Raw genomic sequence first — 24,757 nt, forward strand, 5'->3', positions numbered from 1 at the left:
GCGTCGCGTTTATCCTTATTTTTGCACTACGATATTTTCTTGTGACGGATCAACATGCTGCATTTGCAGCTTTTCCGTGGCGATCCTTTCCACCCGGCTATGGTCGCCGAGCGCATTCTCTTCAAGGATCAGGTTGCGCCATTCAATGTCTAAAGCATCTCGCTCCAGCACCAGTTGTTCGCGCTGAGCGGTCAGTAAACGGGTATGGTGCGCCGTGGTTACCACAGTCACCGCCGTCAAAATAATGCAAATGAACAGGCAGAGTGGCAGCTTCCCAAATCGCAAAAGATCGTCACCGATAACACCAGGCAATGCATGGCGCTCGTGGCTTCCCATCGATCCTTTAACTTTGCTTAGAGCTTCTGTCACTCTGCTGATCATGCATTCGTCCTCTCTGCAATACGCAGAACTGAACTACGGGCACGAGGGTTCTCAGCCACCTCTTCTTCGCCCGGCATTAACTTGCCTAGTGCTCGCAGCTGACGGCCACCCAGTTTTTTGAGCTGCTCTTCAGTCATCGGTAACCCTGCCGGAACTTGCGGACCGCGGCTGTTTTCACGCATAAAACGTTTCACAATACGGTCTTCCAGCGAGTGGAAGCTGATGATCGAAAGCCGCCCACCCGGGGCCAGCACGTTGAGCGAGCTTTTTAGCGCCTGCTCTATCTCCTCCAGTTCACTGTTTACCCAAATGCGCACCGCCTGGAAGGTACGGGTCGCGGGATGTTTAAACTTATCTTTCACCGGCGTTGCAGCAGCCACGACTTCCGCCAGTTCTTTGGTGCGGGTCATCGGCTGTTCGCGGTTACGCTCGACAATGGCGCGGGCAATGCGTTTGGCAAAACGCTCTTCACCATAGGTTTTCAATACCCAGGCGATATCGGCTTCTTCTGCGGTTTGTAGCCATTCAGCGGCTGACTGCCCACGGGTTGGGTCCATACGCATGTCCAGCGGACCATCGCGCATAAAGGAAAAGCCACGTTCAGCATCATCAAGTTGCGGTGAAGAGACGCCAAGATCGAGGAGAATGCCGTCGATCTTGCCGATAAGATCGCGCTCGGCAACGTATTCGCCCAGCGCGGAGAAAGGTCCGTGGATGATGGAGAAGCGCGGATCATCAATAGTCTTCGCAACGGCGATAGCCTGCGGGTCGCGATCGATCGCCAGCAAACGCCCCTCTTCGCCAAGCTGCGAGAGGATCAGACGTGAGTGACCACCGCGACCAAAAGTCCCATCAATGTAGATGCCATCAGGACGGATATTGAGGCCATTAACGGCTTCATCCAGCAGCACCGTAGTATGTTTATAGTTTTCCATCATTTTATAGAGACAAGTCCTGCAGTCGCTCCGATAAGTCTCCGGTAGCCAACTGCTCTGCGTCGATATCTTCCTTGACCTGTTGATGCCAGGTTGTTTCATCCCACAGCTCAAACTTGTTGAACTGTCCAACCAGCATCACTTCTTTTGTCAGCCCGGCATGTTGCCGCAGTACTGGCGCGATTAACAATCGACCTGCGCCATCCATCTGACATTCGCTGGCATGACCTAACAGTAGGCGCTGCACACGGCGCTCAACCGGGTTCATGCTCGACAGACGCGATAATTTTTGCTCGATAATTTCCCATTCAGGCAGGGGGTAAAGCAGCAGGCACGGGTGATAAATGTCAATGGTGCAAACCATTTGACCGGCAGCGTTCTCAAGCAGCTGTTCCCGATAACGGGTAGGCACTGATAAGCGCCCTTTGCTGTCGAGATTGACTAACGTTGCTCCCCGGAACATGCCAGCCTCACCCCTTATTCCCACTTTGCCCCACAATTTCCCACTGAAAGGAGTTTACGGAGCTGAGGAAAAGCTTGTCAAGCCAGTCACAAGGCATACCGAGGTAAAAAACCCGATGTTTACGGCTAATATCAGCGTTGTTTATTTTACGTCCAACGTGCGAAGCAAATTAACGTTATGAATAGCTGTAAGAAAAAATCCCTCATCGTCATCACCGTTTTAAAATGACTCACTATTTTCCACAGCAAATATAAAGTGTCAGTTTGCGACGCGAGCGGCATTTTAGGACATATCTTCCCCGGTTAACAGTCCTTGTTACGTCTGTGTGGCGCTTGATGCCAGCGGGTTTGCGCAAAAGCAAAGAAAAGTGTTTGTTAAATCGGCAATTCATCGCCGCATGTAACAAAATAATGCAAAAACGCGCTGTCGATATCACTTAATTATTGTGAATTTCAGCTGGTGAGTTAATTAACGGGCGGGTTTAAAAGCATTTATCAATAATAGTCAGGAATAGTCTTATTTACTTTAAGCATATTGATGTCCAGTCCCGTACTCTACGCGCCAGAGGGAAATTCACCTGGCGCGTATTTTTGTTCGCGGCTTAGCTACGGCTGAGCACGCCGCGGCGATAGAGATTACGTTTAATGCGCGTTAAACCAGGTTTTGGCTTACGCGGTTCGTCCAGGCTTGCCAGGACAATCTCCAGCACACGCTCTGCGACATCGCGGTGACGTTGAGCCACTGCCAGCACCGGACACTGTAAGAAGTCGAGCAGTTCGTTATCGCCAAAGGTGGCAATTGCCAGGTCAGAAGGCAGTTTGCCGTCGCGACGCAGCGTGACATCCATCACTCCTTGCAACAACGCAAACGACGTTGTGAACAGCGCCTGCGGCATCGGATGCGTTTCCAGCCATTTTTCGAATAACTGGGCAGCCGCCTCCCGCTCATAGCTGTTGGCATACAGGAAATGCACTTCGCGCGGATCATCTTTCCAGGCAGTACGGAAACCTTGTTCACGCAGGAAGCTGACAGAAAGCTCCGGTAGCGCACCAAGATAAAGCACCGTCTCGGCGGGAAACTTACGTAACTCTTCCGCCAGCATTTCGGCATCATCCTGATCGGCACCAACCACGCTGGTGAAGTGTTCACGATCGAGGGCGCGGTCCAGCGCGACAATCGGGAACGGGTCGTTAGCCCAGCGTTGATAAAAAGGATGCTCAGGAGGCAACGACGTCGAAACAATAATGGCATCAACCTGACGCTGTAAAAGGTGCTCAATGCACCGCATTTCGTTGTCTGGCTGATCTTCTGAGCAGGCAATCAGCAGTTGATAACCCCGTTGCCGCGCCTGGCGTTCAAGATAGTTAGCGATGCGGGTATAGCTGGTGTTCTCCAGATCGGGGATCACAAGACCAATAGAACGTGTGCGTCCAGCACGAAGCCCAGCTGCCACGGCGTTCGGGTGGTAATTGTGCTCACGCACCACAGCCATGACTTTTTCAACGGTTTTGTCGCTCACACGGTATTGCTTCGCTTTGCCGTTAATAACATAGCTTGCAGTGGTCCGCGACACTCCCGCCAGCCGAGCGATTTCATCCAGTTTCACAATTGCCCCTTGCGTAAAATGTAAAAACCATAGCCATTGTACTGGTATGGGTTAAATTCATTAACATCTAAGCGCAGAAAATTAACTGCGGCAACTGCTTTTATTCCAGGTTCCCACTGATTTCGCAAAAAAAGCCCAACGTGACATGTTGGGCTGTAAATTGCGCATTGAGATCATTCTCAACGCATTATTTTATCGCCGCGCGAAAGTCCGACCACACCAGAGCGAGCAACCTCCACAATTTTCGCCACATCGCGAATCGATGCTAAAAATGCATCAAGCTTACCGCTGGTGCCTGCTAATTGAACGGTATAAAGCGAGGGTGTGACATCGATAATTTGCCCACGGAATATTTCCGTATTACGTTTCACTTCGTCACGCCCGTAACCGCTGGCCTGAATTTTCACCAGCATGATTTCCCGCTCAACATGCGCGCCCTGCCCCAACTCACTCACGCGCAAGACATCGACCAGTTTGTGTAATTGCTTTTCGATCTGCTCAAGTACTTTTTCATCGCCCACGGTCTGGATGGTCATACGCGATAATGTCGGATCGTCGGTTGGCGCAACGGTCAGGCTTTCAATGTTGTAGCCACGCTGGGAAAAAAGGCCAATCACGCGGGATAACGCGCCTGATTCATTTTCGAGTAAGACTGATAATATCCGGCGCATAATCAGGTTCTCTCCGTTTTGCTTAACCACATTTCATCCATTCCGCCCCCGCGAATCTGCATCGGGTAGACGTGCTCGCTGCCATCGACGGTAACATCAACAAACACCAGGCGATTATTGCGCACCTGTTCCAGCGCCTCGCTAAGTTTGCTTTCCAGCTCATGCGGATGAGAAATCTGGATCCCGACATGCCCATAGGCTTCCGCCAGACGGACGAAATCGGGTAGCGATTGCATATAAGATTGTGAATGACGGCCGGAATAGATCATGTCCTGCCACTGCTTCACCATCCCCAGATAGCGGTTATTGAGATTCACCACCAGTACGGGCAACTCGTATTGCAACGCGGTAGACAGTTCCTGGATGTTCATCTGAATACTGCCGTCGCCAGTGACGCAAACCACGGTTTCTTCTGGCAACGCCATTTTGACGCCCAGTGCCGCAGGTAAACCAAAACCCATCGTGCCGAGGCCACCGGAATTGATCCAGCGACGCGGTTTGTCGAATGGATAATAAAGTGCAGCAAACATCTGGTGCTGCCCGACATCGGACGTCACGTAAGCGTCTCCCTTCGTCAACCGCCAAAGAGTCTCGATCACCGCCTGCGGTTTAATCTTTTCACTGTGAGTGTCATATTTCAGGCACTGACGAGCGCGCCACTGTTCAATTTGCTGCCACCAGTCGCGGATCTCATCCAGTGGTTGATGGGCGGATTCTTGCGACAAGAGTTCAAGCATTTGTTCGAGGACCTGGCGAGCATCCCCCACAATCGGGATATCCGCAGTCACGGTTTTAGAAATGGAAGTAGGATCAATATCGATATGCAGAACAGTGGCATTTGGGCAGTACTTTGCCAGATTGTTCGTCGTTCGGTCATCAAATCGTACCCCGACGGCGAAAATCACATCCGCGTTATGCATCGTCATATTGGCTTCGTAGGTACCGTGCATTCCCAGCATGCCCAGTGCCTGACGATGCGTTGCCGGAAACGCCCCCAGCCCCATCAATGAGCAAACAACGGGCAGATTCAACGCCTCCACCGTTTCTTTCAACTGCTGATGGCAGCCCGCCGTGATTGCCCCACCGCCTACGTAGACAACCGGTTTTTTTGCCGCTACCAGCGTTTGCAGAGCACGCTTAATTTGCCCTTTATGTCCGGTAGTAGTGGGATTGTAAGAACGCATACTGACCGACTCCGGCCAGACATAGGGTAATTTGTTCGCCGGATTAAGAATATCTTTCGGTAAATCAACGACTACTGGTCCTGGGCGACCACTTGCCGCCAGCCAGAAAGCCTTTTTCAGCACCTGCGGAATGTCTTCCGTTTGCTTAACCAGAAAACTGTGTTTAACCACCGGTCGCGAAATCCCCACCATGTCGCACTCCTGAAAGGCATCGTAACCTATCAACGAGGTCGCTACCTGCCCGGAAAGGACAACTAATGGAATGGAATCCATATAAGCGGTGGCGATGCCAGTAATCGCATTGGTCGCCCCTGGACCCGACGTTACCAGCACGACGCCGACTTCCCCGGTCGCGCGCGCCAGGCCATCGGCCATATGCACCGCCGCCTGCTCATGACGAACTAATACATGATCAATACCACCCACGGTATGCAATGCATCATAAATATCAAGGACTGCGCCTCCGGGATAACCGAATACTTGTTTAACGCCCTGATCGATAAGCGATCGGACGACCATCTCGGCTCCAGACAACATCTCCATGGCCTGCCTCACTGTTTGACGGAAAAAATGTGTAAAACACATTAACCGTCCGATCTTGCTTAAGCAATTGGCAGCCAGAGACATAAACACGGGGTAATAAGAATAAACAGGAGGAAAGGTGAAAAGAAACGATAAAATCCTCCATTACAGAGGATTAAATTGATAATAAATCGGCTGAATCCCACAACTTACAGCAATTTCTCTATTTTTTTAATTAATCCTAAAATAGAGAGCCCACACATTCAGAATAAAATTCTACATTCAATAAAAAATGCAGAATAAACCAGACATTCATGTCTGACCTATTCTGCAATCAGTTAGCGTTTGCAAATTGAGACTAATTGCTCTTCCATCCACTGATGGCCTTTATCGCGCCCGGCAGCTTCATGCCAGGAGAGATAACAGGTTCTGCTGTTTTGTTTTAACGGCAGCGGTAATACCTGTAATTCTAAGGATTCAGCGAACTCTTCAGCCAGCCAACGCGGCGCAATAGCGACCAAATGCGTTTGCGACACCACGCTAAGTACGCTCATCATTGCCATGCCCTGATACGCGATACTGGCTTGCTTATCTACCGTGTCATACCAAGGTTGACTAAATGACGCGAAACGATCGAGCGAAACCGCCGCATGTTGTTCGTTATAAACATCATGTTTCAGTAACGGGCCCTTAATTGTTGGATGATTTTTGCTGGCTACCAGCACCATTTCATCTTTAAATAATGGTACGCTGGTAAATTCAGGACGATGGAAGTCTTCATAACTAATCACAAACTCCGTTTCCTGATAACGCAGCTGATGTTCAGTGTTCTGATTTAATGAAGACTTGAACATAACATGTATATTTGGCGCAATCTGCTCAATGTGATTATAAATCTGCGAGGTCAGAATGCTGTCTAACGGGCTGCAAACACAAAGATGAAATACACGTTCACTGCTCGCGGGTTCAAAACCTGAACCAGGCAATTCATTTTGTACTAGTTGCAATGCCTGACGAACTGAACCAAAAAGTTGAAATGCGCGAGCAGTCGGTTGAATACCACGGCCATAACGAACAAAAAGCTCGTCATTAAACATCACCTTCAGGCGTGCAACAGCGTTACTGACCGCAGGTTGCGACATTCCCAGAACATGAGCGGCACGAGTAATGTTTTGCTCCTGCATCACGGCATCGAAAACGGTTAATAAGTTGAGATCGACCATGCGTAGCTGTGGTTTGCTTAACTCCGCCGTCTCTGGATGATCTGTTTGTACCTCTGGCATACTTAACTCCACTGTCACACTTAACTCCCTTTCCCTTATTGGAATGCAGAGAAATAATCCTGAAGAATATGATTTATCATGCATATAAAATAAGAAAAAGCAAAATGAGTAAAATTCGGAAAACATAAAGATACGGGTTCTGATAAAAACAGAATCCATTGCCGTGGAATGAGTCATTTACCACAGCATAATAATCCATAATGTTTTTGTTGCGAAAACAATCTAATCATAACTACCGCGAATACTCAATCATCTACAAAATGGATTAAATGTGCTTATTTAATAATTAATTTATATATTTAATGCATTAATTCTTAACATTAATTGATCAATAATATTCACCAAATCAATATCAAAAAAAATCGCAAAACATATAATTCAATACAAATCATCAGGATAGGTTTTGCAACGCGTGCATTTTGTCCCCTTTTTCCTCGTTGATTAGATGCAAAAATTTATGCTGAAATATGTCAACCGATGAAAAGCGTCGGTAGTTAAGCAGAAATTAATATCGCTTACTTTAACCACCGCAGCACAATTAGCTAATTTTACGGATGCAGAACTCACGCTGGCGGGACGTTTTTATTGCGTCAGGGTTGACATCCGTTTTTGTATCCAGTAACTCTAAAAGCATATCGCATTCATCTGGAGCTGATTTAATGACTCACATCGTTCGCTTTATCGGTCTACTACTACTAAACGCATCTTCTTTGCGCGGTAGACGAGTGAGCGGCATCCAGCATTAAGCCAGCACGCAGTCAAACAAAAAACCCGCGCCATTGCGCGGGTTTTTTTATGCCCGAAGCGAGGCGCTCTAAAAGAGACAAGGACCCAAACCATGAGCCAGCAAGTCATTATTTTCGATACCACATTGCGCGACGGTGAACAGGCGTTACAGGCAAGCTTGAGTGTGAAAGAAAAACTGCAAATTGCGCTGGCCCTTGAGCGTATGGGTGTTGACGTGATGGAAGTCGGTTTCCCCGTCTCTTCGCCGGGCGATTTTGAATCGGTGCAAACCATCGCCCGCCAGGTTAAAAACAGCCGCGTATGTGCGTTAGCTCGCTGCGTGGAAAAAGATATCGACGTGGCGGCCGAATCCCTGAAAGTCGCCGAAGCCTTCCGTATTCATACCTTTATTGCCACTTCGCCAATGCACATCGCCACCAAGCTGCGCAGCACGCTGGACGAGGTGATCGAACGCGCTATCTATATGGTGAAACGCGCCCGTAATTACACCGATGATGTTGAATTTTCTTGCGAAGATGCCGGGCGTACACCCATTGCCGATCTGGCGCGAGTGGTCGAAGCGGCGATTAATGCCGGTGCCACCACCATCAACATTCCGGACACCGTGGGCTACACCATGCCGTTTGAGTTCGCCGGAATCATCAGCGGCCTGTATGAACGCGTGCCTAACATCGACAAAGCCATTATCTCCGTACATACCCACGACGATTTGGGCCTGGCGGTCGGAAACTCACTGGCGGCGGTACATGCCGGTGCACGCCAGGTGGAAGGCGCAATGAACGGGATCGGCGAGCGTGCCGGAAACTGTTCCCTGGAAGAAGTCATCATGGCGATCAAAGTTCGTAAGGATATTCTCAACGTCCACACCGCCATTAATCACCAGGAGATATGGCGCACCAGCCAGTTAGTTAGCCAGATTTGTAATATGCCGATCCCGGCAAACAAAGCCATTGTTGGCAGCGGCGCATTCGCACACTCCTCCGGTATACACCAGGATGGCGTGCTGAAAAACCGCGAAAACTACGAAATCATGACACCAGAATCTATTGGTCTGAACCAAATCCAGCTGAATCTGACCTCTCGTTCGGGGCGTGCGGCGGTGAAACATCGCATGGATGAGATGGGGTATAAAGAAAGTGAATATAATTTAGACAATTTGTACGATGCTTTCCTGAAGCTGGCGGACAAAAAAGGTCAGGTGTTTGATTACGATCTGGAGGCGCTGGCCTTCATCGGTAAGCAGCAAGAAGAGCCGGAGCATTTCCGTCTGGATTACTTCAGCGTGCAGTCTGGCTCTAACGATATCGCCACCGCCGCCGTCAAACTGGCCTGTGGCGAAGAAGTCAAAGCAGAAGCCGCCAACGGTAACGGTCCGGTCGATGCCGTCTATCAGGCAATTAACCGCATCACTGAATATAACGTCGAACTGGTGAAATACAGCCTGACCGCCAAAGGCCACGGTAAAGATGCGCTGGGTCAGGTGGATATCGTCGCTAACTACAACGGTCGCCGCTTCCACGGCGTCGGCCTGGCTACCGATATTGTCGAGTCATCTGCCAAAGCCATGGTGCACGTTCTGAACAATATCTGGCGTGCCGCAGAAGTCGAAAAAGAGTTGCAACGCAAAGCTCAACACAACGAAAACAACAAGGAAACCGTGTGATGTCGAAGAATTACCATATTGCCGTATTGCCGGGGGACGGTATTGGTCCGGAAGTGATGACCCAGGCGCTGAAAGTGCTGGATGCCGTGCGCAACCGCTTTGCGATGCGCATCACCACCAGCCATTACGATGTAGGCGGCGCAGCCATTGATAACCACGGGCAACCACTGCCGCCTGCGACGGTTGAAGGTTGTGAGCAAGCCGATGCCGTGCTGTTTGGCTCGGTAGGCGGCCCGAAGTGGGAACATTTACCACCAGACCAGCAACCAGAACGCGGCGCGCTGCTGCCTCTGCGTAAGCACTTCAAATTATTCAGCAACCTGCGCCCGGCAAAACTGTATCAGGGGCTGGAAGCATTCTGTCCGCTGCGTGCAGACATTGCCGCAAACGGCTTCGACATCCTGTGTGTGCGCGAACTGACCGGCGGCATCTATTTCGGTCAGCCAAAAGGCCGCGAAGGTAGCGGACAATATGAAAAAGCCTTTGATACCGAGGTGTATCACCGTTTTGAGATCGAACGTATCGCCCGCATCGCGTTTGAATCTGCTCGCAAGCGTCGCCACAAAGTGACGTCGATCGATAAAGCCAACGTGCTGCAATCCTCTATTTTATGGCGGGAGATCGTTAACGAGATCGCCACGGAATACCCGGATGTCGAACTGGCGCATATGTACATCGACAACGCCACCATGCAGCTGATTAAAGATCCATCACAGTTTGACGTTCTGCTGTGCTCCAACCTGTTTGGCGACATTCTGTCTGACGAGTGCGCAATGATCACTGGCTCGATGGGGATGTTGCCTTCCGCCAGCCTGAACGAGCAAGGTTTTGGACTGTATGAACCGGCGGGCGGCTCGGCACCAGATATCGCAGGCAAAAACATCGCCAACCCGATTGCACAAATCCTTTCGCTGGCACTGCTGCTGCGTTACAGCCTGGATGCCGATGATGCGGCTTGCGCCATTGAACGCGCCATTAACCGCGCATTAGAAGAAGGCATTCGCACCGGGGATTTAGCCCGTGGCGCTGCCGCCGTTAGTACCGATGAAATGGGCGATATCATTGCCCGCTATGTAGCAGAAGGGGTGTAATCATGGCTAAGACGTTATACGAAAAATTGTTCGACGCTCACGTTGTGTACGAAGCCGAAAACGAAACCCCACTGTTATATATCGACCGCCACCTGGTGCATGAAGTGACCTCACCGCAGGCGTTCGATGGTCTGCGCGCCCACGGTCGCCCGGTACGTCAGCCGGGCAAAACCTTCGCTACCATGGATCACAACGTCTCTACCCAGACCAAAGACATTAATGCCTGCGGTGAAATGGCGCGTATCCAGATGCAGGAACTGATCAAAAACTGCAAAGAATTTGGCGTCGAACTGTATGACCTGAATCACCCGTATCAGGGGATCGTCCACGTAATGGGGCCGGAACAGGGCGTCACCTTGCCGGGGATGACCATTGTCTGCGGCGACTCGCATACCGCCACCCACGGCGCGTTTGGCGCACTGGCCTTTGGTATCGGCACTTCCGAAGTTGAACACGTACTGGCAACGCAAACCCTGAAACAGGGCCGCGCAAAAACCATGAAAATTGAAGTCCAGGGCAAAGCCGCGCCGGGTATTACCGCAAAAGATATCGTGCTGGCAATTATCGGTAAAACCGGTAGCGCAGGCGGCACCGGGCATGTGGTGGAGTTTTGCGGCGAAGCAATCCGTGATTTAAGCATGGAAGGTCGTATGACCCTGTGCAATATGGCAATCGAAATGGGCGCAAAAGCCGGTCTGGTTGCACCGGACGAAACCACCTTTAACTATGTCAAAGGCCGTCTGCATGCGCCGAAAGGCAAAGATTTCGACGACGCCGTTGCCTACTGGAAAACCCTGCAAACCGACGAAGGCGCAACTTTCGATACCGTTGTCACTCTGCAAGCAGAAGAAATTTCACCGCAGGTCACCTGGGGCACCAATCCCGGCCAGGTGATTTCCGTGAACGACAATATTCCCGATCCGGCTTCGTTTGCCGATCCGGTTGAACGCGCGTCGGCAGAAAAAGCGCTGGCCTATATGGGGCTGAAACCGGGTATTCCGCTGACCGAAGTGGCTATCGACAAAGTGTTTATCGGTTCCTGTACCAACTCGCGCATTGAAGATTTACGCGCGGCAGCGGAGATCGCCAAAGGGCGAAAAGTCGCGCCAGGCGTGCAGGCACTGGTGGTTCCCGGCTCTGGCCCGGTAAAAGCCCAGGCGGAAGCGGAAGGTCTGGATAAAATCTTTATTGAAGCCGGTTTTGAATGGCGCTTGCCTGGCTGCTCAATGTGTCTGGCGATGAACAACGACCGTCTGAATCCGGGCGAACGTTGTGCCTCCACCAGCAACCGTAACTTTGAAGGCCGCCAGGGGCGCGGCGGGCGCACGCATCTGGTCAGCCCGGCAATGGCTGCCGCTGCTGCTGTGACCGGACATTTCGCCGACATTCGCAACATTAAATAAGGAGCACACCATGGCAGAGAAATTTATCAAACACACAGGCCTGGTGGTTCCGCTGGATGCCGCCAATGTCGATACCGATGCAATCATCCCGAAACAGTTTTTGCAGAAAGTGACCCGTACGGGTTTTGGCGCGCATCTGTTTAACGACTGGCGTTTTCTGGATGAAAAAGGCCAACAGCCAAACCCGGACTTCGTGCTGAACTTCCCGCAGTATCAGGGCGCTTCCATTTTGCTGGCACGAGAAAACTTCGGCTGTGGCTCTTCGCGTGAGCACGCGCCCTGGGCATTGACCGACTACGGTTTTAAAGTGGTGATTGCGCCGAGTTTTGCTGACATCTTCTACGGCAATAGCTTTAACAACCAGCTGCTGCCGGTGAAATTAAGCGATGCAGAAGTGGACGAACTGTTTGCGCTGGTGAAAGCTAATCCGGGGATCCATTTCGACGTGGATCTGGAAGCGCAAGAGGTGAAAGCGGGAGAGAAAACCTATCGCTTTACCATCGATGCCTTCCGCCGCCACTGCATGATGAACGGTCTGGACAGTATTGGGCTTACCTTGCAGCACGACGACGCCATTGCCGCTTATGAAGCAAAACAACCTGCGTTTATGAATTAATCCCCTTGCCCGGTCAAATGACCGGGCTTTCCGCTATCGTCCACGTCATCAAACGTCTTTAACCTTTGCGGTTAAAAATAATGCGACAACAGAAATAACCGCAATTACCCAGTAGACAGCAAAGTGCCCCCAACTTTGTGCAATTGCTCCCTGAATAACGCCAGCCAGAATTACCCCGGTAGAAATACTGTTAGTAAATAAGGTGGTAGCTGCCCCCGCTCTTCCAGGCATTAAATCCTGAAACCATAGCATCCCAATACCCGCAACAATGCCGATAAATACAGCGTTAAAAAGTTGCAGCGTCATCAACGCCATACGGCTATTAAAGAAAATCAATCCGGTGTAAAACAGTACTCCTGCCGCCACTGCTATGACCATCATTCGCCGCTTACCATAACGTTTGACATAGTAGCCAGCCAGAATCATTGCTGGTATTTCCAGTCCAGCTGCCGTCCCCATCAGGAAACCCGCCAGTTTGTCTGGCAATCCTAACTCGCTACTGATCCACAACGGCATATCAATAATGTACATGGTGTTGCAGGTCCACATTAACGTCGAGGCGACAAATAACATCCGTACGTTACTATCCTGCCAGCCACCTTGCATTGATAAAGCATTTTCCGACGGCAGTTCTACCCGCGCCACAGACGGAAGCATAAATGCAATCAATACCAGACTGAGTGTGAATATCCCGGCGGCAATCGAAAACATCACCGTAAAGCCGTAATTCAACGCCAGCATAAAGGCCAACGGTGGACCGATAACCCATGCCAGAGAAAGCTGCGCACGCATCACCGAGCTAAACATCACCACTTCTCGCGCCGAGTTATCCGCATATTCCCGCGCCAGAGCAAATAACTGTGGCATTGCCGTATTGGCCAGAGATGCCAGAAGCACACCACAGGTGATAAGCGTCAGATAATGACGATTAAATGCAAACAATAGCGCATTGCCGATAGCCATCAAACAGCAAAATATAATCAGTTTTCGCCGATCGCCCTGACTGTCAGAACGTTTTGCCAACCAGAGGCTTACGCCGATCCCAGCAATAGCATTCACCGTATAAAAGAGGCCGATCCAGAAAGGTTGCGCGCCAACCTCACGACTCAGAAATAAGCTCAATGTAGGAGCCTGTAGCGCCCCGGCCCCCCCCATCATAAAAGCGACCAGCATAAATGCCGCGTAAACACCGTTCATACGGCGAGCCATCGTCATTATCCAGATCATACGTTCCCTTTTTAGCGCGGCGAGAATAAAAAAAACCAGCAGGTATAATCTGCTGGCGGGTGATTTTACACCAATACTCAGTCACACATGATGCAGGCAAGTCAACTTTCAGAATTGCGGTCATCCCACTGCATCAGTCCTTCAAGCATGGTTAATCGTTGTGGGACGCTTAACCAACGCAACCAGCACAACTTCGCTGTCGCGGTAAAATAGTGCTGATAAAACTGACGCATGGGGCACCCCCTTGCTTCATCGTTAGGAATTATTGACTTAATATAGGGAAAATAAAATTGCTGTCTTTTGCACAGGAGTTCCCCTTTTATGCCATCTGCTCGTCTGCAACAACAGTTCATCCGCCTGTGGCAATGCTGCGAGGGTAAATCGCAGGACACAACGCTCAACGAACTGGCAGCGTTATTGAGCTGCTCGCGTCGTCATATGCGCACCCTGCTCAACACCATGCAGGATCGCGGCTGGCTGACGTGGGAAGCGGAAGTCGGGCGCGGTAAACGCTCGCGTCTGACATTCCTCTATACCGGGCTGGCGCTTCAGCAACAGCGGGCGGAAGACCTGCTGGAGCAGGATCGTATCGATCAACTGGTGCAGTTGGTTGGCGACAAAGCGACTGTGCGGCAAATGCTGGTTTCTCATCTGGGCCGCAGCTTCCGCCAGGGGCGGCACATCCTGCGCGTGCTCTACTATCGTCCGTTGCGTAATCTGCTACCTGGCAGCGCATTGCGCCGTTCCGAAACCCATATCGCCCGGCAAATCTTCAGTTCGCTAACGCGCATAAATGAGGAAAATGGGGAACTGGAAGCAGACATCGCCCACCACTGGCAGCAAATTTCACCGCTTCACTGGCGTTTCTTTTTGCGTCCAGGAGTCCATTTTCACCATGGTCGTGAACTGGAAATGGACGATGTGATCGCCTCTTTAAAACGAATCAATACGCTGCCGCTCTATTCGCATATTGCTGACATTGTGTCGCCGACGCCCTGGACGCTGGATATCCATCTCACGCAACCGGACCGCTGGTTACCGTTACTGCTGGGGCAAGTTCCGGCGATGATCCTGCCGCGCGAATGGGAAACCCTCAGTAACTTTGCCAGCCATCCCATCGGCACCGGTCCGTATGCGGTGATTCGCAACAGCACCAATCAACTGAAAATTCAGGCATTCGATGACTTCTTCGGTTACCGGGCATTAATCGACGAAGTTAACGTCTGGGTTCTGCCGGAAATTGCCGACGAGCCAGCCGGAGGGCTGATGCTAAAAGGTCCACAGGGCGAGGAAAAAGAGATTGAAAGCCGCCTGGAGGAAGGTTGCTACTATTTACTGTTCGACAGCCGCACCCATCGCGGGGCGAATCAGCAAGTCAGGGACTGGGTAAGCTATGTGCTTTCTCCAACTAATCTGGTCTATTTCGCTGAGGAACAGTACCAGCAACTGTGGTTCCCGGCTTATGGACTGCTCCCCCGTTGGCACCATGCCCGCACCATAAAGAGCGAAAAACCGGCTGGCCTGGAAAGCCTCACCCTAACCTTTTATCAGGATCACAGTGAGCATCGGGTGATTGCCGGGATCATGCAGCAGATTCTGGCAAGTCACCAGGTCACGCTGAAAATCAAAGAGATCGACTACGATCAGTGGCATACAGGAGAGATCGAAAGTGATATCTGGCTAAACAGCGCCAACTTTACCCTGCCGCTGGACTTCTCTGTTTTCGCACATTTATGCGAAGTGCCACTGCTACAACATTGCATTCCCATTGACTGGCAAGCCGACGCTGCTCGCTGGCGCAATGGCGAGATGAATCTGGCGAACTGGTGCCAGCAACTGGTCGCCAGCAAAGCGATGGTGCCATTATTGCACCACTGGCTGATCATTCAGGGGCAACGCAGTATGCGCGGCCTGCGCATGAATACCCTCGGCTGGTTCGATTTTAAATCAGCGTGGTTTGCGCCACCGGATCCATGATTGCTGGTTGATAACAAAATCACTACACTAACGCCGTTCTCAACGGGGTGCCACGCGTACGCGTGCGCTGAGAAAATACCCGTCGAACCTGATCCGGATAACGCCGGCGAAGGGATTTGAGGCTCCTTCTCAAGTCCTTTGCCACTCTTTTTTGAGGTGCAAAGTGTTAAAAAAATGTCTGCCCCTGCTGTTGCTGTGCACAGCGCCCGTTTTCGCTAAACCCGTTCTGACTGTTTATACCTACGATTCCTTCGCCGCCGACTGGGGGCCTGGTCCGGTGGTTAAAAAAGCCTTTGAAGCCGACTGTAATTGCGAACTGAAACTGGTGGCGCTGGAAGATGGCGTTTCGCTTCTCAACCGTCTACGGATGGAAGGCAAAAACAGTAAAGCCGATGTGGTGCTGGGGCTGGATAACAACCTGTTAGACGCCGCCAGTAAAACCGGACTGTTTGCCAAAAGCGGTGTGGCAGCGGATGCCGTTAACGTTCCCGGCGGCTGGAATAATGACACTTTCGTACCGTTTGATTATGGCTACTTCGCCTTCGTTTATGACAAGAACAAACTGAAAAACCCGCCACAAAGCCTGAAAGAACTGGTTGAGAGCGATCAAAACTGGCGGGTGATTTATCAGGATCCGCGCACCAGTACACCGGGGCTGGGTCTGTTGCTATGGATGCAAAAAGTCTATGGCGATGACGCCCCACAAGCCTGGCAGAAACTGGCGAAGAAAACGGTCACGGTCACCAAAGGCTGGAGCGAAGCCTACGGCCTGTTTTTAAAAGGTGAAAGCGATCTGGTACTGAGTTACACCACCTCTCCGGCTTATCACATTCTCGAAGAGAAGAAAGATAACTACGCCGCCGCGAACTTCAGCGAAGGTCACTATCTGCAAGTGGAAGTCGCCGCCCGCACCGCTGCCAGCAAGCAGCCGGAGCTGGCGCAAAAATTCCTCCAGTTTATGGTTTCTCCGGCTTTCCAGAATGCGATCCCAACCGGCAACTGGATGTATCCGGTGGCAAACGTCACGCTGCCTGCCGGTTTTGAAAAATTGACCAAACCCGCAACCACGTTGGAGTTCACGCCAGCCGAAGTGGCGGCACAACGTCAGGCATGGATTAGCGAATGGCAACGCGCCGTCAGCCGTTAATTCCCGGCTGGTTAATTCCAGGTGTAAGCGCCACCACGCTGGTGGTAGCGGTTGCGCTGGCGGCGTTTCTCGCCCTGTGGTGGAACGCGCCGCAGGATGACTGGGTGGCAGTCTGGCAGGACAGCTATCTGTGGCATGTGGTGCGCTTCTCCTTCTGGCAGGCGTTTCTCTCGGCACTGCTCTCTGTCATACCCGCGATATTCCTCGCCCGCGCGCTCTATCGCAGGCGCTTTCCGGGTCGGCTGGCGCTGTTGCGTCTGTGTGCAATGACCTTGATCCTCCCGGTGTTGGTCGCTGTTTTCGGCATTCTTAGCGTCTATGGTCGCCAGGGCTGGCTGGCAACACTCTGCCAATCGCTCGGTCTGGAGTGGACCTTTTCGCCCTACGGCCTGCAAGGTATTTTGCTGGCCCATGTGTTTTTTAATCTGCCGATGGCGAGCCGCTTATTACTCCAGGCACTGGAAAACATCCCCGGCGAACAGCGTCAACTTGCCGCCCAGCTTGGGATGCGTAGCTGGCATTTTTTCCGCTTCGTCGAATGGCCGTGGTTACGGCGACAAATCCCGCCGGTTGCTGCGCTTATCTTTATGCTCTGTTTCGCCAGCTTCGCCACCGTGCTATCGCTGGGGGGCGGTCCGCAGGCGACCACTATCGAGCTGGCAATCTATCAGGCGCTGAGTTACGACTACGATCCTGCCCGCGCGGCAATGCTGGCGCTGCTCCAGATGGTGTGCTGCCTCGGGCTGGTGCTGTTGAGTCAGCGATTGAGTAAGGCCATTGCGCCCGGCACCACGCTGCTGCAAGGCTGGCGCGACCCGGACGATCGTCTGCATAGCCGCATTTGCGACACGGTGTTAATTGTGCTGGCGCTGCTGCTGTTGCTGCCACCGTTACTGGCGGTGATCGTCGATGGGGTAAATCGCCAGTTGCCGGAAGTGCTGGCACAACCGGTGCTGTGGCAGGCGCTGTGGACCTCGTTGCGTATTGCGCTGGCGGCAGGTGTATTGTGCGTAGTGCTGACCATGATGCTGCTATGGAGCAGTCGCGAACTGCGGGCGCGGCAGAAAATGCTGGCGGGTCAGGTGCTGGAGATGAGCGGCATGTTGATCCTCGCCATGCCGGGGATTGTGCTGGCTACCGGCTTCTTTTTACTGCTCAACAACACTATCGGCCTGCCACAATCTGCTGACGGCATTGTGATTTTCACCAATGCGTTAATGGCGATCCCTTATGCGCTGAAAGTGCTGGAAAACCCGATGCGCGATATCACCGCCCGCTACAGCATGTTATGTCAGTCGCTGGGGATTGAAGGCTGGTCACGCTTAAAAGTGGTGGAGCTGCGCGCCCTGAAACGTCCACTGGCGCAGGCGCTGGCCTTTGCATGCGTGCTGTCGATTGGTGATTTTGGCGTGGTGGCGTTGTTCGGTAACGATGATTTCCGCACCCTGCCGTTTTATCTCTACCAGCAAATTGGCTCCTATCGCAGCCAGGACGGTGCGGTCACCGCGTTAATTCTGCTGCTGCTCTGTTTTCTGCTGTTTACCGTGATTGAAAAACTACCGGGGCGAAATGTTAAAACTGACTGATATCACCTGGCTTTACCACCATTTGCCGATGCGTTTTAGCTTAACGGTGGAACGCGGCGAGCAGGTGGCGATCCTCGGGCCAAGCGGCGCGGGTAAAAGTACCCTGCTGAATTTGATCGCCGGTTTTCTGACGCCAGCCAGCGGTTCGCTGACTATCGATGGCGTAGATCACACAACTATGCCGCCGTCACGCCGTCCGGTGTCGATGCTGTTTCAGGAGAACAACCTGTTCAGCCACCTGACGGTCGCACAGAACATCGGGCTGGGGCTAAATCCGGGATTGAAACTGAACGCGGTACAGCAGGGGAAAATGCACGCTATCGCCCGCCAGATGGGGATTGATAATTTAATGGCGCGGTTACCGGGCGAGCTTTCCGGCGGTCAGCGACAGCGAGTGGCGTTAGCGCGTTGTCTGGTACGCGAACAGCCGATTTTATTGCTCGATGAACCGTTCTCTGCGCTCGATCCGGCGTTACGTCAGGAGATGTTGACGCTGGTGAGCACGAGCTGCCAGCAGCAAAAAATGACGCTATTGATGGTGTCGCACAGCGTGGAAGATGCGGCGCGGATCGCCACGCGCTCGGTAGTAGTCGCCGACGGGCGCATCGCCTGGCAGGGTATGACCAATGAGTTGTTGAGCGGTAAGGCGAGTGCTTCGGCACTATTGGGGATTACGGGTTAGTATGCACTGTCGGATGCGGCGTGAACGCCTTATCCGACCTACGGGTAGTGCGTTTTGTAGGCCTGATAAGACGCGGCAAGCGTCGCATCAGGCAACCCGCACAAGACTATCTCCTAAACCCCAACCACTTTACGCAAAATATCGATATACACCGGCATCAACGGGTGGCGAATTAACACCACCAGCGCCACCACGCCGATGGCAGAAATCAACGGCGTCAGCCACAACAAACGACCGCGGGACAAATAATGACTCAAACGGTCAGTCGCTTTACCGCTGCGCCATAACCGCCAGCACAGCCAGCCACCAACCCACAAAAACACCGCTGTTGCCAGCAGCAACCATTTAAACTCACCGCTCTGCATTCCGGCAGGAATATCGATCGCCGCGCCCGCCAGAATCCCTGGCAGGAAGTAAAACGGCGGCCACAGCAGGCAGCCGATAATATTCGGCGTAATAAATTTAGCCACCGGCAGATCCAGCATTCCCGCCACCATTGGCACCAGCGGACGCGTCGGGCCAACAAAACGACCGACCAGAATGGTGAACATGCTGTGTTGATGCAACGCATGTTCAGTTTTATCAAGTAGTGCTTTGTTTTTCTTCAGAAATGACCAGCGATGCAACGGCTTTTTAAAACGCCAACCCAGCCAGAAAGAAATCCAGTCGCCCATCAAGCAGCCAATAATCCCTGCCAGCCAGGCGTGCCAGAAACTTAACTCGCCGCTGCCAATCAGCGCTCCCAGCCCCGCCATCAGCACCGTACCGGGTAGAATCAAACCGACCAGCGCCAGCGACTCCAGAAAGGCCACCAACACCACCGCCATCAATGAATACACGGTGGATTGGGTAATAAAGTGTTCCAGCAATGCTTGCATAATGTGCCTGTCAAATGGACGAAGCAGGGATTCTGCAAACCCTATGCTACTCCGTCAAGCCGTCAATTGTCTGATTCGTTACCAATTATGACAACTTGACGGCTACATCATTCACTTTTTCTTCACAACCGGCACGAAACTCGCTCGGGCTGGCCCCGGTGCATTTTTTAAATACTCGCGAGAAATAGAGTTGATCGTCAAAACCAACATTGCGACCGACGGTGGCGATAGGCATCCGGGTAGTGCTCAAAAGCAGCTTCGCCTGACTAATGCGTTGGTCCTCGCGCCAGCTTAAGACGCTAATCCCTAACTGCTGGCGGAAAAGATGTGACAGACGCGACGGCGACAAGCAAACATGCTGTGCGACGCTGGCGATATCAAAATTGCTGTCTGCCAGGTGATCGCTGATGTACTGACAAGCCTCGCGTACCCGATTATCCATCGGTGGATGGAGCGACTCGTTAATCGCTTCCATGCGCCGCAGTAACAATTGCTCAAGCAGATTTATCGCCAGCAGCTCCGAATAGCGCCCTTCCCCTTGCCCGGCGTTAATGATTTGCCCAAACAGGTCGCTGAAATGCGGCTGGTGCGCTTCATCCGGGCGAAAGAAACCCGTATTGGCAAATATTGACGGCCAGTTAAGCCATTCATGCCAGTAGGCGCGCGGACGAAAGTAAACCCACTGGTGATACCATTCGCGAGCCTCCGGATGACGACCGTAGTGATGAATCTCTCCTGGCGGGAACAGCAAAATATCACCCGGTCGGCAGACAAATTCTCGTCCCTGATTTTTCACCACCCCCTGACCGCGAATGGTGAGATTGAGAATATAACCTTTCATTCCCAGCGGTCGGTCGATAAAAAAATCGAGATAACCGTTGGCCTCAATCGGCGTTAAACCCGCCACCAGATGGGCGTTAAACGAGTATCCCGGCAGCAGGGGATCATTTTGCGCTTCAGCCATACTTTTCATACTCCCACCATTCAGAGAAGAAACCAATTGTCCATATTGCATCAGACATTGCCGTCACTGCGTCTTTTACTGGCTCTTCTCGCTAACCCAACCGGTAACCCCGCTTATTAAAAGCATTCTGTAACAAAGCGGGACCAAAGCCATGACAAAAACGCGTAACAAAAGTGTCTATAATCACGGCAGAAAAGTCCACATTGATTATTTGCACGGCGTCACACTTTGCTATGCCATAGCATTTTTATCCATAAGATTAGCGGATCCTACCTGACGCTTTTTATCGCAACTCTCTACTGTTTCTCCATACCCGTTTTTTTGGATGGAGTGAAACGATGGCGATTGCAATTGGCCTCGATTTTGGCAGTGATTCTGTGCGAGCTTTGGCGGTGGACTGCGCTACCGGTGAAGAGATCGCCACCAGCGTAGAGTGGTATCCCCGTTGGCAGAAAGGGCAATTTTGTGATGCCCCGAATAACCAGTTCCGTCATCATCCGCGTGACTACATTGAGTCAATGGAAGCGGCACTGAAAACCGTGCTTGCAGAGCTTAGCGTCGAACAGCGCGCAGCTGTGGTCGGGATTGGCGTTGACAGTACCGGCTCGACGCCCGCACCGATTGATGCCGACGGAAACGTGCTGGCGCTGCGCCCGGAGTTTGCCGAAAACCCGAACGCGATGTTCGTATTGTGGAAAGACCACACTGCGGTTGAAGAAGCGGAAGAGATTACCCGTTTGTGCCACGCGCCGGGCAACGTTGACTACTCCCGCTACATTGGTGGTATTTATTCCAGCGAATGGTTCTGGGCAAAAATCCTGCATGTGACTCGCCAGGACAGCGCCGTGGCGCAATCTGCCGCATCGTGGATTGAGCTGTGCGACTGGGTGCCAGCTCTGCTTTCCGGTACCACCCGCCCGCAGGATATTCGTCGCGGACGTTGCAGCGCCGGGCATAAATCTCTGTGGCACGAAAGCTGGGGCGGCCTGCCGCCAGCCAGTTTCTTTGATGAGCTGGACCCGATCCTCAATCGCCATTTGCCTTCCCCGCTGTTCACTGACACTTGGACTGCCGATATTCCGGTGGGCACCTTATGCCCGGAATGGGCGCAGCGTCTCGGCCTGCCTGAAAGCGTGGTGATTTCCGGCGGCGCGTTTGACTGCCATATGGGCGCAGTTGGCGCAGGCGCACAGCCTAACGCACTGGTAAAAGTTATCGGTACTTCCACCTGCGACATTCTGATTGCCGACAAACAGAGCGTTGGCGAGCGGGCAGTTAAAGGTATTTGCGGTCAGGTTGATGGCAGCGTGGTGCCTGGATTTATCGGTCTGGAAGCAGGCCAATCGGCGTTTGGTGATATCTACGCCTGGTTTGGTCGCGTACTCGGCTGGCCGCTGGAACAGCTTGCCGCCCAGCATCCGGAACTGAAAACGCAAATCAACGCCAGCCAGAAACAACTGCTTCCGGCGCTGACCGAAGCATGGGCCAAAAATCCGTCTCTGGATCACCTGCCGGTGGTGCTCGACTGGTTTAACGGCCGCCGCACACCGAACGCTAACCAACGCCTGAAAGGGGTGATTACCGATCTTAACCTCGCTACCGACGCTCCGCTGCTGTTCGGCGGTTTGATTGCTGCCACCGCCTTTGGCGCACGCGCAATCATGGAGTGCTTTACCGATCAGGGGATCGCCGTTAATAACGTGATGGCACTGGGCGGCATCGCGCGGAAAAACCAGGTCATTATGCAGGCCTGCTGCGACGTGCTGAATCGCCCGCTGCAAATTGTTGCCTCTGACCAGTGCTGTGCGCTCGGTGCGGCGATTTTTGCTGCCGTCGCCGCGAAAGTGCACGCAGACATCCCATCAGCTCAGCAAAAAATGGCCAGTGCGGTAGAGAAAACCCTGCAACCGTGCAGCGAGCAGGCACAACGCTTTGAACAGCTTTATCGCCGCTATCAGCAATGGGCGATGAGCGCCGAACAACACTATCTTCCAACTTCCGCCCCGGCACAGGCTGCCCAGGCCGTTGCGACTCTATAAGGACACGATAATGACGATTTTTGATAATTATGAAGTGTGGTTTGTCATTGGCAGCCAGCATCTGTATGGCCCGGAAACCCTGCGTCAGGTCACCCAACATGCCGAGCACGTCGTTAATGCGCTGAATACGGAAGCGAAACTGCCCTGCAAACTGGTGTTGAAACCGCTGGGCACCACGCCGGATGAAATCACCGCTATTTGCCGCGACGCGAATTACGACGATCGTTGCGCTGGTCTGGTGGTGTGGCTGCACACCTTCTCCCCGGCCAAAATGTGGATCAACGGCCTGACCATGCTCAACAAACCGTTGCTGCAATTCCACACCCAGTTCAACGCGGCGCTGCCGTGGGACAGTATCGATATGGACTTTATGAACCTGAACCAGACTGCACATGGCGGTCGCGAGTTCGGCTTCATTGGCGCGCGTATGCGTCAGCAACATGCCGTGGTTACCGGTCACTGGCAGGATAAACAAGCCCATGAGCGTATCGGCTCCTGGATGCGTCAGGCGGTCTCTAAACAGGATACCCGTCATCTGAAAGTCTGCCGATTTGGCGATAACATGCGTGAAGTGGCGGTCACCGATGGCGATAAAGTTGCCGCACAGATCAAGTTCGGTTTCTCCGTCAATACCTGGGCGGTTGGCGATCTGGTGCAGGTGGTGAACTCCATCAGCGACGGCGATGTTAACGCGCTGGTCGATGAGTACGAAAGCTGCTACACCATGACGCCTGCCACACAAATCCACGGCAAAAAACGACAGAACGTGCTGGAAGCGGCGCGTATTGAGCTGGGGATGAAGCGTTTCCTGGAACAAGGTGGCTTCCACGCGTTCACCACCACCTTTGAAGATTTGCACGGTCTGAAACAGCTTCCTGGTCTGGCCGTACAGCGTCTGATGCAGCAGGGTTACGGCTTTGCGGGCGAAGGCGACTGGAAAACTGCCGCCCTGCTTCGCATCATGAAGGTGATGTCAACCGGTCTGCAGGGCGGCACCTCCTTTATGGAGGACTACACCTATCACTTCGAGAAAGGTAATGACCTGGTGCTCGGCTCCCATATGCTGGAAGTCTGCCCGTCGATCGCCGCAGAAGAGAAACCGATCCTCGACGTTCAGCATCTCGGTATTGGTGGTAAGGACGATCCTGCCCGCCTGATCTTCAATACCCAAACCGGCCCAGCGATTGTCGCCAGCTTGATTGATCTCGGCGATCGTTACCGTCTACTGGTTAACTGCATCGACACGGTGAAAACACCGCACTCCCTGCCGAAACTGCCGGTGGCGAATGCGCTGTGGAAAGCGCAACCGGATCTGCCAACTGCTTCCGAAGCGTGGATCCTCGCTGGTGGCGCGCACCATACCGTCTTCAGCCATGCACTGAACCTCAACGATATGCGCCAATTCGCCGAGATGCACGACATTGAAATCACGGTGATTGATAACGACACACGCCTGCCAGCGTTTAAAGACGCGCTGCGCTGGAACGAAGTGTATTACGGGTTTCGTCGCTAAGTAGCCGCATCCGGTATGTAACGCCTGATGCGACGCTGACGCGTCTTATCTGGCCTACACGCTGCGATTTTGTAGGCCGGATAAGCAAAGCGCATCCGGCATTCAACGCCTGATGCGACGCTGGCGCGTCTTATCAGGCCTACACGCTGCGATTTTGTAGGCCGGATAAGCAAAGCGCA

At 52.6% G+C, this 24,757-nt stretch carries 24 protein-coding genes and 1 riboswitch; of the genes, 12 read left to right on the forward strand and 12 right to left on the reverse strand.

What is annotated here, in order from left to right; genetic code table 11:
- Positions 1 to 15: 15 nt before the first annotated feature.
- The 7 genes from ftsL to ilvI all read right to left on the reverse strand — a co-directional run bounded on the left by ftsL (position 16) and on the right by ilvI (position 5,783).
- Entirely contained in the window at positions 16 to 381 is a 366-nt protein-coding gene (gene ftsL / locus FTE26_RS12140; protein ID WP_000625658.1) for a cell division protein FtsL, read from the reverse strand.
- Positions 378 to 1,319 (reverse strand): 16S rRNA (cytosine(1402)-N(4))-methyltransferase RsmH, encoded by a 942-nt coding sequence (gene rsmH / locus FTE26_RS12145; RefSeq protein WP_000970479.1) that lies wholly within the window; start codon positions 1,317 to 1,319, stop codon positions 378 to 380. Before rsmH ends, ftsL begins: the two co-directional genes overlap by 4 nt.
- A 1-nt stretch (position 1,320) precedes the next feature.
- Positions 1,321 to 1,779, reverse strand: a complete 459-nt coding sequence (gene mraZ / locus FTE26_RS12150; RefSeq protein WP_001295533.1) for a division/cell wall cluster transcriptional repressor MraZ — start codon at positions 1,777 to 1,779, stop codon at positions 1,321 to 1,323.
- A 601-nt stretch (positions 1,780 to 2,380) separates the two neighbouring features.
- Positions 2,381 to 3,385: a catabolite repressor/activator gene (gene cra / locus FTE26_RS12155; RefSeq protein WP_000762401.1), complete on the reverse strand. Its 1,005-nt coding sequence runs from the start codon at positions 3,383 to 3,385 to the stop codon at positions 2,381 to 2,383.
- A gap of 81 nt (positions 3,386 to 3,466) precedes the next feature.
- Positions 3,467 to 3,553 carry a fruR/shl operon leader peptide gene (locus tag FTE26_RS12160; RefSeq protein ID WP_001303787.1) on the reverse strand — a complete coding sequence of 29 codons (87 nt, stop codon included), beginning with the start codon at positions 3,551 to 3,553 and terminating at the stop codon, positions 3,467 to 3,469.
- Between the two features lie 11 nt (positions 3,554 to 3,564).
- Positions 3,565 to 4,056 carry an acetolactate synthase small subunit gene (ilvN, locus tag FTE26_RS12165; protein ID WP_001300383.1) on the reverse strand — a complete coding sequence of 164 codons (492 nt, stop codon included), beginning with the start codon at positions 4,054 to 4,056 and terminating at the stop codon, positions 3,565 to 3,567.
- A 2-nt stretch (positions 4,057 to 4,058) separates the two neighbouring features.
- The gene (gene ilvI / locus FTE26_RS12170; protein ID WP_001295534.1) at positions 4,059 to 5,783 is read right to left on the reverse strand and encodes an acetolactate synthase 3 large subunit; all 1,725 of its coding nucleotides are present in this window, start codon (positions 5,781 to 5,783) and stop codon (positions 4,059 to 4,061) included.
- 118 nt (positions 5,784 to 5,901) lie between these two features.
- On the opposite strand from ilvI, the gene FTE26_RS12175 reads away from it, so the two are divergent.
- The gene (locus tag FTE26_RS12175) at positions 5,902 to 5,946 is read left to right on the forward strand and encodes a protein YabR (protein ID WP_120795371.1); all 45 of its coding nucleotides are present in this window, start codon (positions 5,902 to 5,904) and stop codon (positions 5,944 to 5,946) included.
- A 154-nt stretch (positions 5,947 to 6,100) separates the two neighbouring features.
- Here the strand turns inward: FTE26_RS12175 and leuO are convergent, their stop codons facing one another.
- Positions 6,101 to 7,045, reverse strand: a complete 945-nt coding sequence (leuO, locus tag FTE26_RS12180) for a transcriptional regulator LeuO (RefSeq protein WP_001115472.1) — start codon at positions 7,043 to 7,045, stop codon at positions 6,101 to 6,103.
- 659 nt (positions 7,046 to 7,704) lie between these two features.
- Here leuO and leuL point away from each other — a divergent pair.
- The 5 genes from leuL to leuD all read left to right on the forward strand — a co-directional run bounded on the left by leuL (position 7,705) and on the right by leuD (position 12,565).
- Complete coding sequence (gene leuL, locus FTE26_RS12185) at positions 7,705 to 7,791, forward strand: leu operon leader peptide (protein ID WP_001300467.1); 87 nt, start codon at positions 7,705 to 7,707, stop codon at positions 7,789 to 7,791.
- Positions 7,792 to 7,883: 92 nt separating this feature from the next.
- A complete protein-coding gene (gene leuA / locus FTE26_RS12190; protein ID WP_000082850.1) occupies positions 7,884 to 9,455 on the forward strand; it encodes a 2-isopropylmalate synthase in 1,572 nt (523 codons plus the stop codon).
- Entirely contained in the window at positions 9,455 to 10,546 is a 1,092-nt protein-coding gene (gene leuB / locus FTE26_RS12195; protein WP_000042353.1) for a 3-isopropylmalate dehydrogenase, read from the forward strand. Before leuA ends, leuB begins: the two co-directional genes overlap by 1 nt.
- 2 nt (positions 10,547 to 10,548) lie before the next feature.
- Positions 10,549 to 11,949, forward strand: coding sequence for a 3-isopropylmalate dehydratase large subunit (gene leuC, locus FTE26_RS12200; RefSeq protein WP_001140652.1), 1,401 nt, complete (start codon positions 10,549 to 10,551; stop codon positions 11,947 to 11,949).
- 10 nt (positions 11,950 to 11,959) lie between these two features.
- Positions 11,960 to 12,565 carry a 3-isopropylmalate dehydratase small subunit gene (leuD, locus tag FTE26_RS12205; protein WP_000818228.1) on the forward strand — a complete coding sequence of 202 codons (606 nt, stop codon included), beginning with the start codon at positions 11,960 to 11,962 and terminating at the stop codon, positions 12,563 to 12,565.
- A 48-nt stretch (positions 12,566 to 12,613) separates the two neighbouring features.
- Here leuD and setA read toward each other — a convergent pair whose 3' ends face one another.
- Both setA and sgrT read right to left on the reverse strand, forming a co-directional pair.
- Positions 12,614 to 13,792, reverse strand: a complete 1,179-nt coding sequence (gene setA, locus FTE26_RS12210; protein WP_000637831.1) for a sugar efflux transporter SetA — start codon at positions 13,790 to 13,792, stop codon at positions 12,614 to 12,616.
- 101 nt (positions 13,793 to 13,893) lie between these two features.
- Entirely contained in the window at positions 13,894 to 14,025 is a 132-nt protein-coding gene (gene sgrT, locus FTE26_RS12215; protein WP_001248770.1) for a glucose uptake inhibitor SgrT, read from the reverse strand.
- A gap of 88 nt (positions 14,026 to 14,113) precedes the next feature.
- On the opposite strand from sgrT, the gene sgrR reads away from it, so the two are divergent.
- The 4 genes from sgrR (at position 14,114) to thiQ (ending at position 19,184) form a co-directional block, all read left to right on the forward strand.
- Positions 14,114 to 15,769, forward strand: coding sequence for a DNA-binding transcriptional regulator SgrR (sgrR, locus tag FTE26_RS12220; protein WP_001138624.1), 1,656 nt, complete (start codon positions 14,114 to 14,116; stop codon positions 15,767 to 15,769).
- Between the two features lie 33 nt (positions 15,770 to 15,802).
- Positions 15,803 to 15,902, forward strand: a riboswitch (TPP riboswitch).
- A gap of 30 nt (positions 15,903 to 15,932) precedes the next feature.
- A complete protein-coding gene (gene thiB / locus FTE26_RS12225; RefSeq protein ID WP_001301364.1) occupies positions 15,933 to 16,916 on the forward strand; it encodes a thiamine ABC transporter substrate binding subunit in 984 nt (327 codons plus the stop codon).
- On the forward strand, positions 16,892 to 18,502 hold the full coding sequence (gene thiP, locus FTE26_RS12230) for a thiamine/thiamine pyrophosphate ABC transporter permease ThiP (RefSeq protein ID WP_000235721.1): 1,611 nt from the start codon (positions 16,892 to 16,894) through the stop codon (positions 18,500 to 18,502). The genes thiB and thiP overlap by 25 nt, the downstream gene beginning before the upstream one ends.
- Positions 18,486 to 19,184, forward strand: coding sequence for a thiamine ABC transporter ATP-binding protein ThiQ (gene thiQ / locus FTE26_RS12235; RefSeq protein WP_000916281.1), 699 nt, complete (start codon positions 18,486 to 18,488; stop codon positions 19,182 to 19,184). Before thiP ends, thiQ begins: the two co-directional genes overlap by 17 nt.
- A 113-nt stretch (positions 19,185 to 19,297) precedes the next feature.
- Here thiQ and FTE26_RS12240 read toward each other — a convergent pair whose 3' ends face one another.
- Positions 19,298 to 20,062, reverse strand: a complete 765-nt coding sequence (locus FTE26_RS12240) for a DedA family protein (RefSeq protein WP_001148390.1) — start codon at positions 20,060 to 20,062, stop codon at positions 19,298 to 19,300.
- A gap of 85 nt (positions 20,063 to 20,147) precedes the next feature.
- Positions 20,148 to 21,026, reverse strand: coding sequence for an arabinose operon transcriptional regulator AraC (araC, locus tag FTE26_RS12245; RefSeq protein WP_001300811.1), 879 nt, complete (start codon positions 21,024 to 21,026; stop codon positions 20,148 to 20,150).
- 338 nt (positions 21,027 to 21,364) lie between these two features.
- Between araC and araB the strand changes: the two genes are divergently transcribed.
- Both araB and araA read left to right on the forward strand, forming a co-directional pair.
- Positions 21,365 to 23,065: a ribulokinase gene (araB, locus tag FTE26_RS12250; RefSeq protein ID WP_000951856.1), complete on the forward strand. Its 1,701-nt coding sequence runs from the start codon at positions 21,365 to 21,367 to the stop codon at positions 23,063 to 23,065.
- 10 nt (positions 23,066 to 23,075) lie between these two features.
- Positions 23,076 to 24,578 carry an L-arabinose isomerase gene (araA, locus tag FTE26_RS12255; RefSeq protein WP_000151748.1) on the forward strand — a complete coding sequence of 501 codons (1,503 nt, stop codon included), beginning with the start codon at positions 23,076 to 23,078 and terminating at the stop codon, positions 24,576 to 24,578.
- The last annotated feature ends 179 nt before the right edge of the window (positions 24,579 to 24,757 follow it).

Origin of the sequence: Escherichia sp. S10b (genome assembly GCF_028421345.1) — a bacterium.
Taxonomy (GTDB): domain Bacteria; phylum Pseudomonadota; class Gammaproteobacteria; order Enterobacterales; family Enterobacteriaceae; genus ECMA0423.

Excerpts from the sequence above, each read along its gene's own strand:
- leuC (WP_001140652.1), top strand. The coding sequence starts at position 10,549 with ATGGCTAAGACGTTATACGAAAAATTGTTCGACGCTCACGTTGTGTAC.
- leuD (WP_000818228.1), top strand. The coding sequence starts at position 11,960 with ATGGCAGAGAAATTTATCAAACACACAGGCCTGGTGGTTCCGCTGGAT.
- mraZ (WP_001295533.1), bottom strand. The coding sequence starts at position 1,779 with ATGTTCCGGGGAGCAACGTTAGTCAATCTCGACAGCAAAGGGCGCTTA.
- ilvI (WP_001295534.1), bottom strand. The coding sequence starts at position 5,783 with ATGGAGATGTTGTCTGGAGCCGAGATGGTCGTCCGATCGCTTATCGAT.
- araC (WP_001300811.1), bottom strand. The coding sequence starts at position 21,026 with ATGGCTGAAGCGCAAAATGATCCCCTGCTGCCGGGATACTCGTTTAAC.
- sgrT (WP_001248770.1), bottom strand. The coding sequence starts at position 14,025 with ATGCGTCAGTTTTATCAGCACTATTTTACCGCGACAGCGAAGTTGTGC.
- leuB (WP_000042353.1), top strand. The coding sequence starts at position 9,455 with ATGTCGAAGAATTACCATATTGCCGTATTGCCGGGGGACGGTATTGGT.
- ilvN (WP_001300383.1), bottom strand. The coding sequence starts at position 4,056 with ATGCGCCGGATATTATCAGTCTTACTCGAAAATGAATCAGGCGCGTTA.
- thiQ (WP_000916281.1), top strand. The coding sequence starts at position 18,486 with ATGTTAAAACTGACTGATATCACCTGGCTTTACCACCATTTGCCGATG.
- ftsL (WP_000625658.1), bottom strand. The coding sequence starts at position 381 with ATGATCAGCAGAGTGACAGAAGCTCTAAGCAAAGTTAAAGGATCGATG.
- leuA (WP_000082850.1), top strand. The coding sequence starts at position 7,884 with ATGAGCCAGCAAGTCATTATTTTCGATACCACATTGCGCGACGGTGAA.
- FTE26_RS12160 (WP_001303787.1), bottom strand. The coding sequence starts at position 3,553 with ATGCGCAATTTACAGCCCAACATGTCACGTTGGGCTTTTTTTGCGAAA.
- leuL (WP_001300467.1), top strand. The coding sequence starts at position 7,705 with ATGACTCACATCGTTCGCTTTATCGGTCTACTACTACTAAACGCATCT.
- rsmH (WP_000970479.1), bottom strand. The coding sequence starts at position 1,319 with ATGATGGAAAACTATAAACATACTACGGTGCTGCTGGATGAAGCCGTT.
- FTE26_RS12240 (WP_001148390.1), bottom strand. The coding sequence starts at position 20,062 with ATGCAAGCATTGCTGGAACACTTTATTACCCAATCCACCGTGTATTCA.
- leuO (WP_001115472.1), bottom strand. The coding sequence starts at position 7,045 with ATGCCAGAGGTACAAACAGATCATCCAGAGACGGCGGAGTTAAGCAAA.
- araB (WP_000951856.1), top strand. The coding sequence starts at position 21,365 with ATGGCGATTGCAATTGGCCTCGATTTTGGCAGTGATTCTGTGCGAGCT.
- araA (WP_000151748.1), top strand. The coding sequence starts at position 23,076 with ATGACGATTTTTGATAATTATGAAGTGTGGTTTGTCATTGGCAGCCAG.
- thiP (WP_000235721.1), top strand. The coding sequence starts at position 16,892 with ATGGCAACGCGCCGTCAGCCGTTAATTCCCGGCTGGTTAATTCCAGGT.
- sgrR (WP_001138624.1), top strand. The coding sequence starts at position 14,114 with ATGCCATCTGCTCGTCTGCAACAACAGTTCATCCGCCTGTGGCAATGC.
- setA (WP_000637831.1), bottom strand. The coding sequence starts at position 13,792 with ATGATCTGGATAATGACGATGGCTCGCCGTATGAACGGTGTTTACGCG.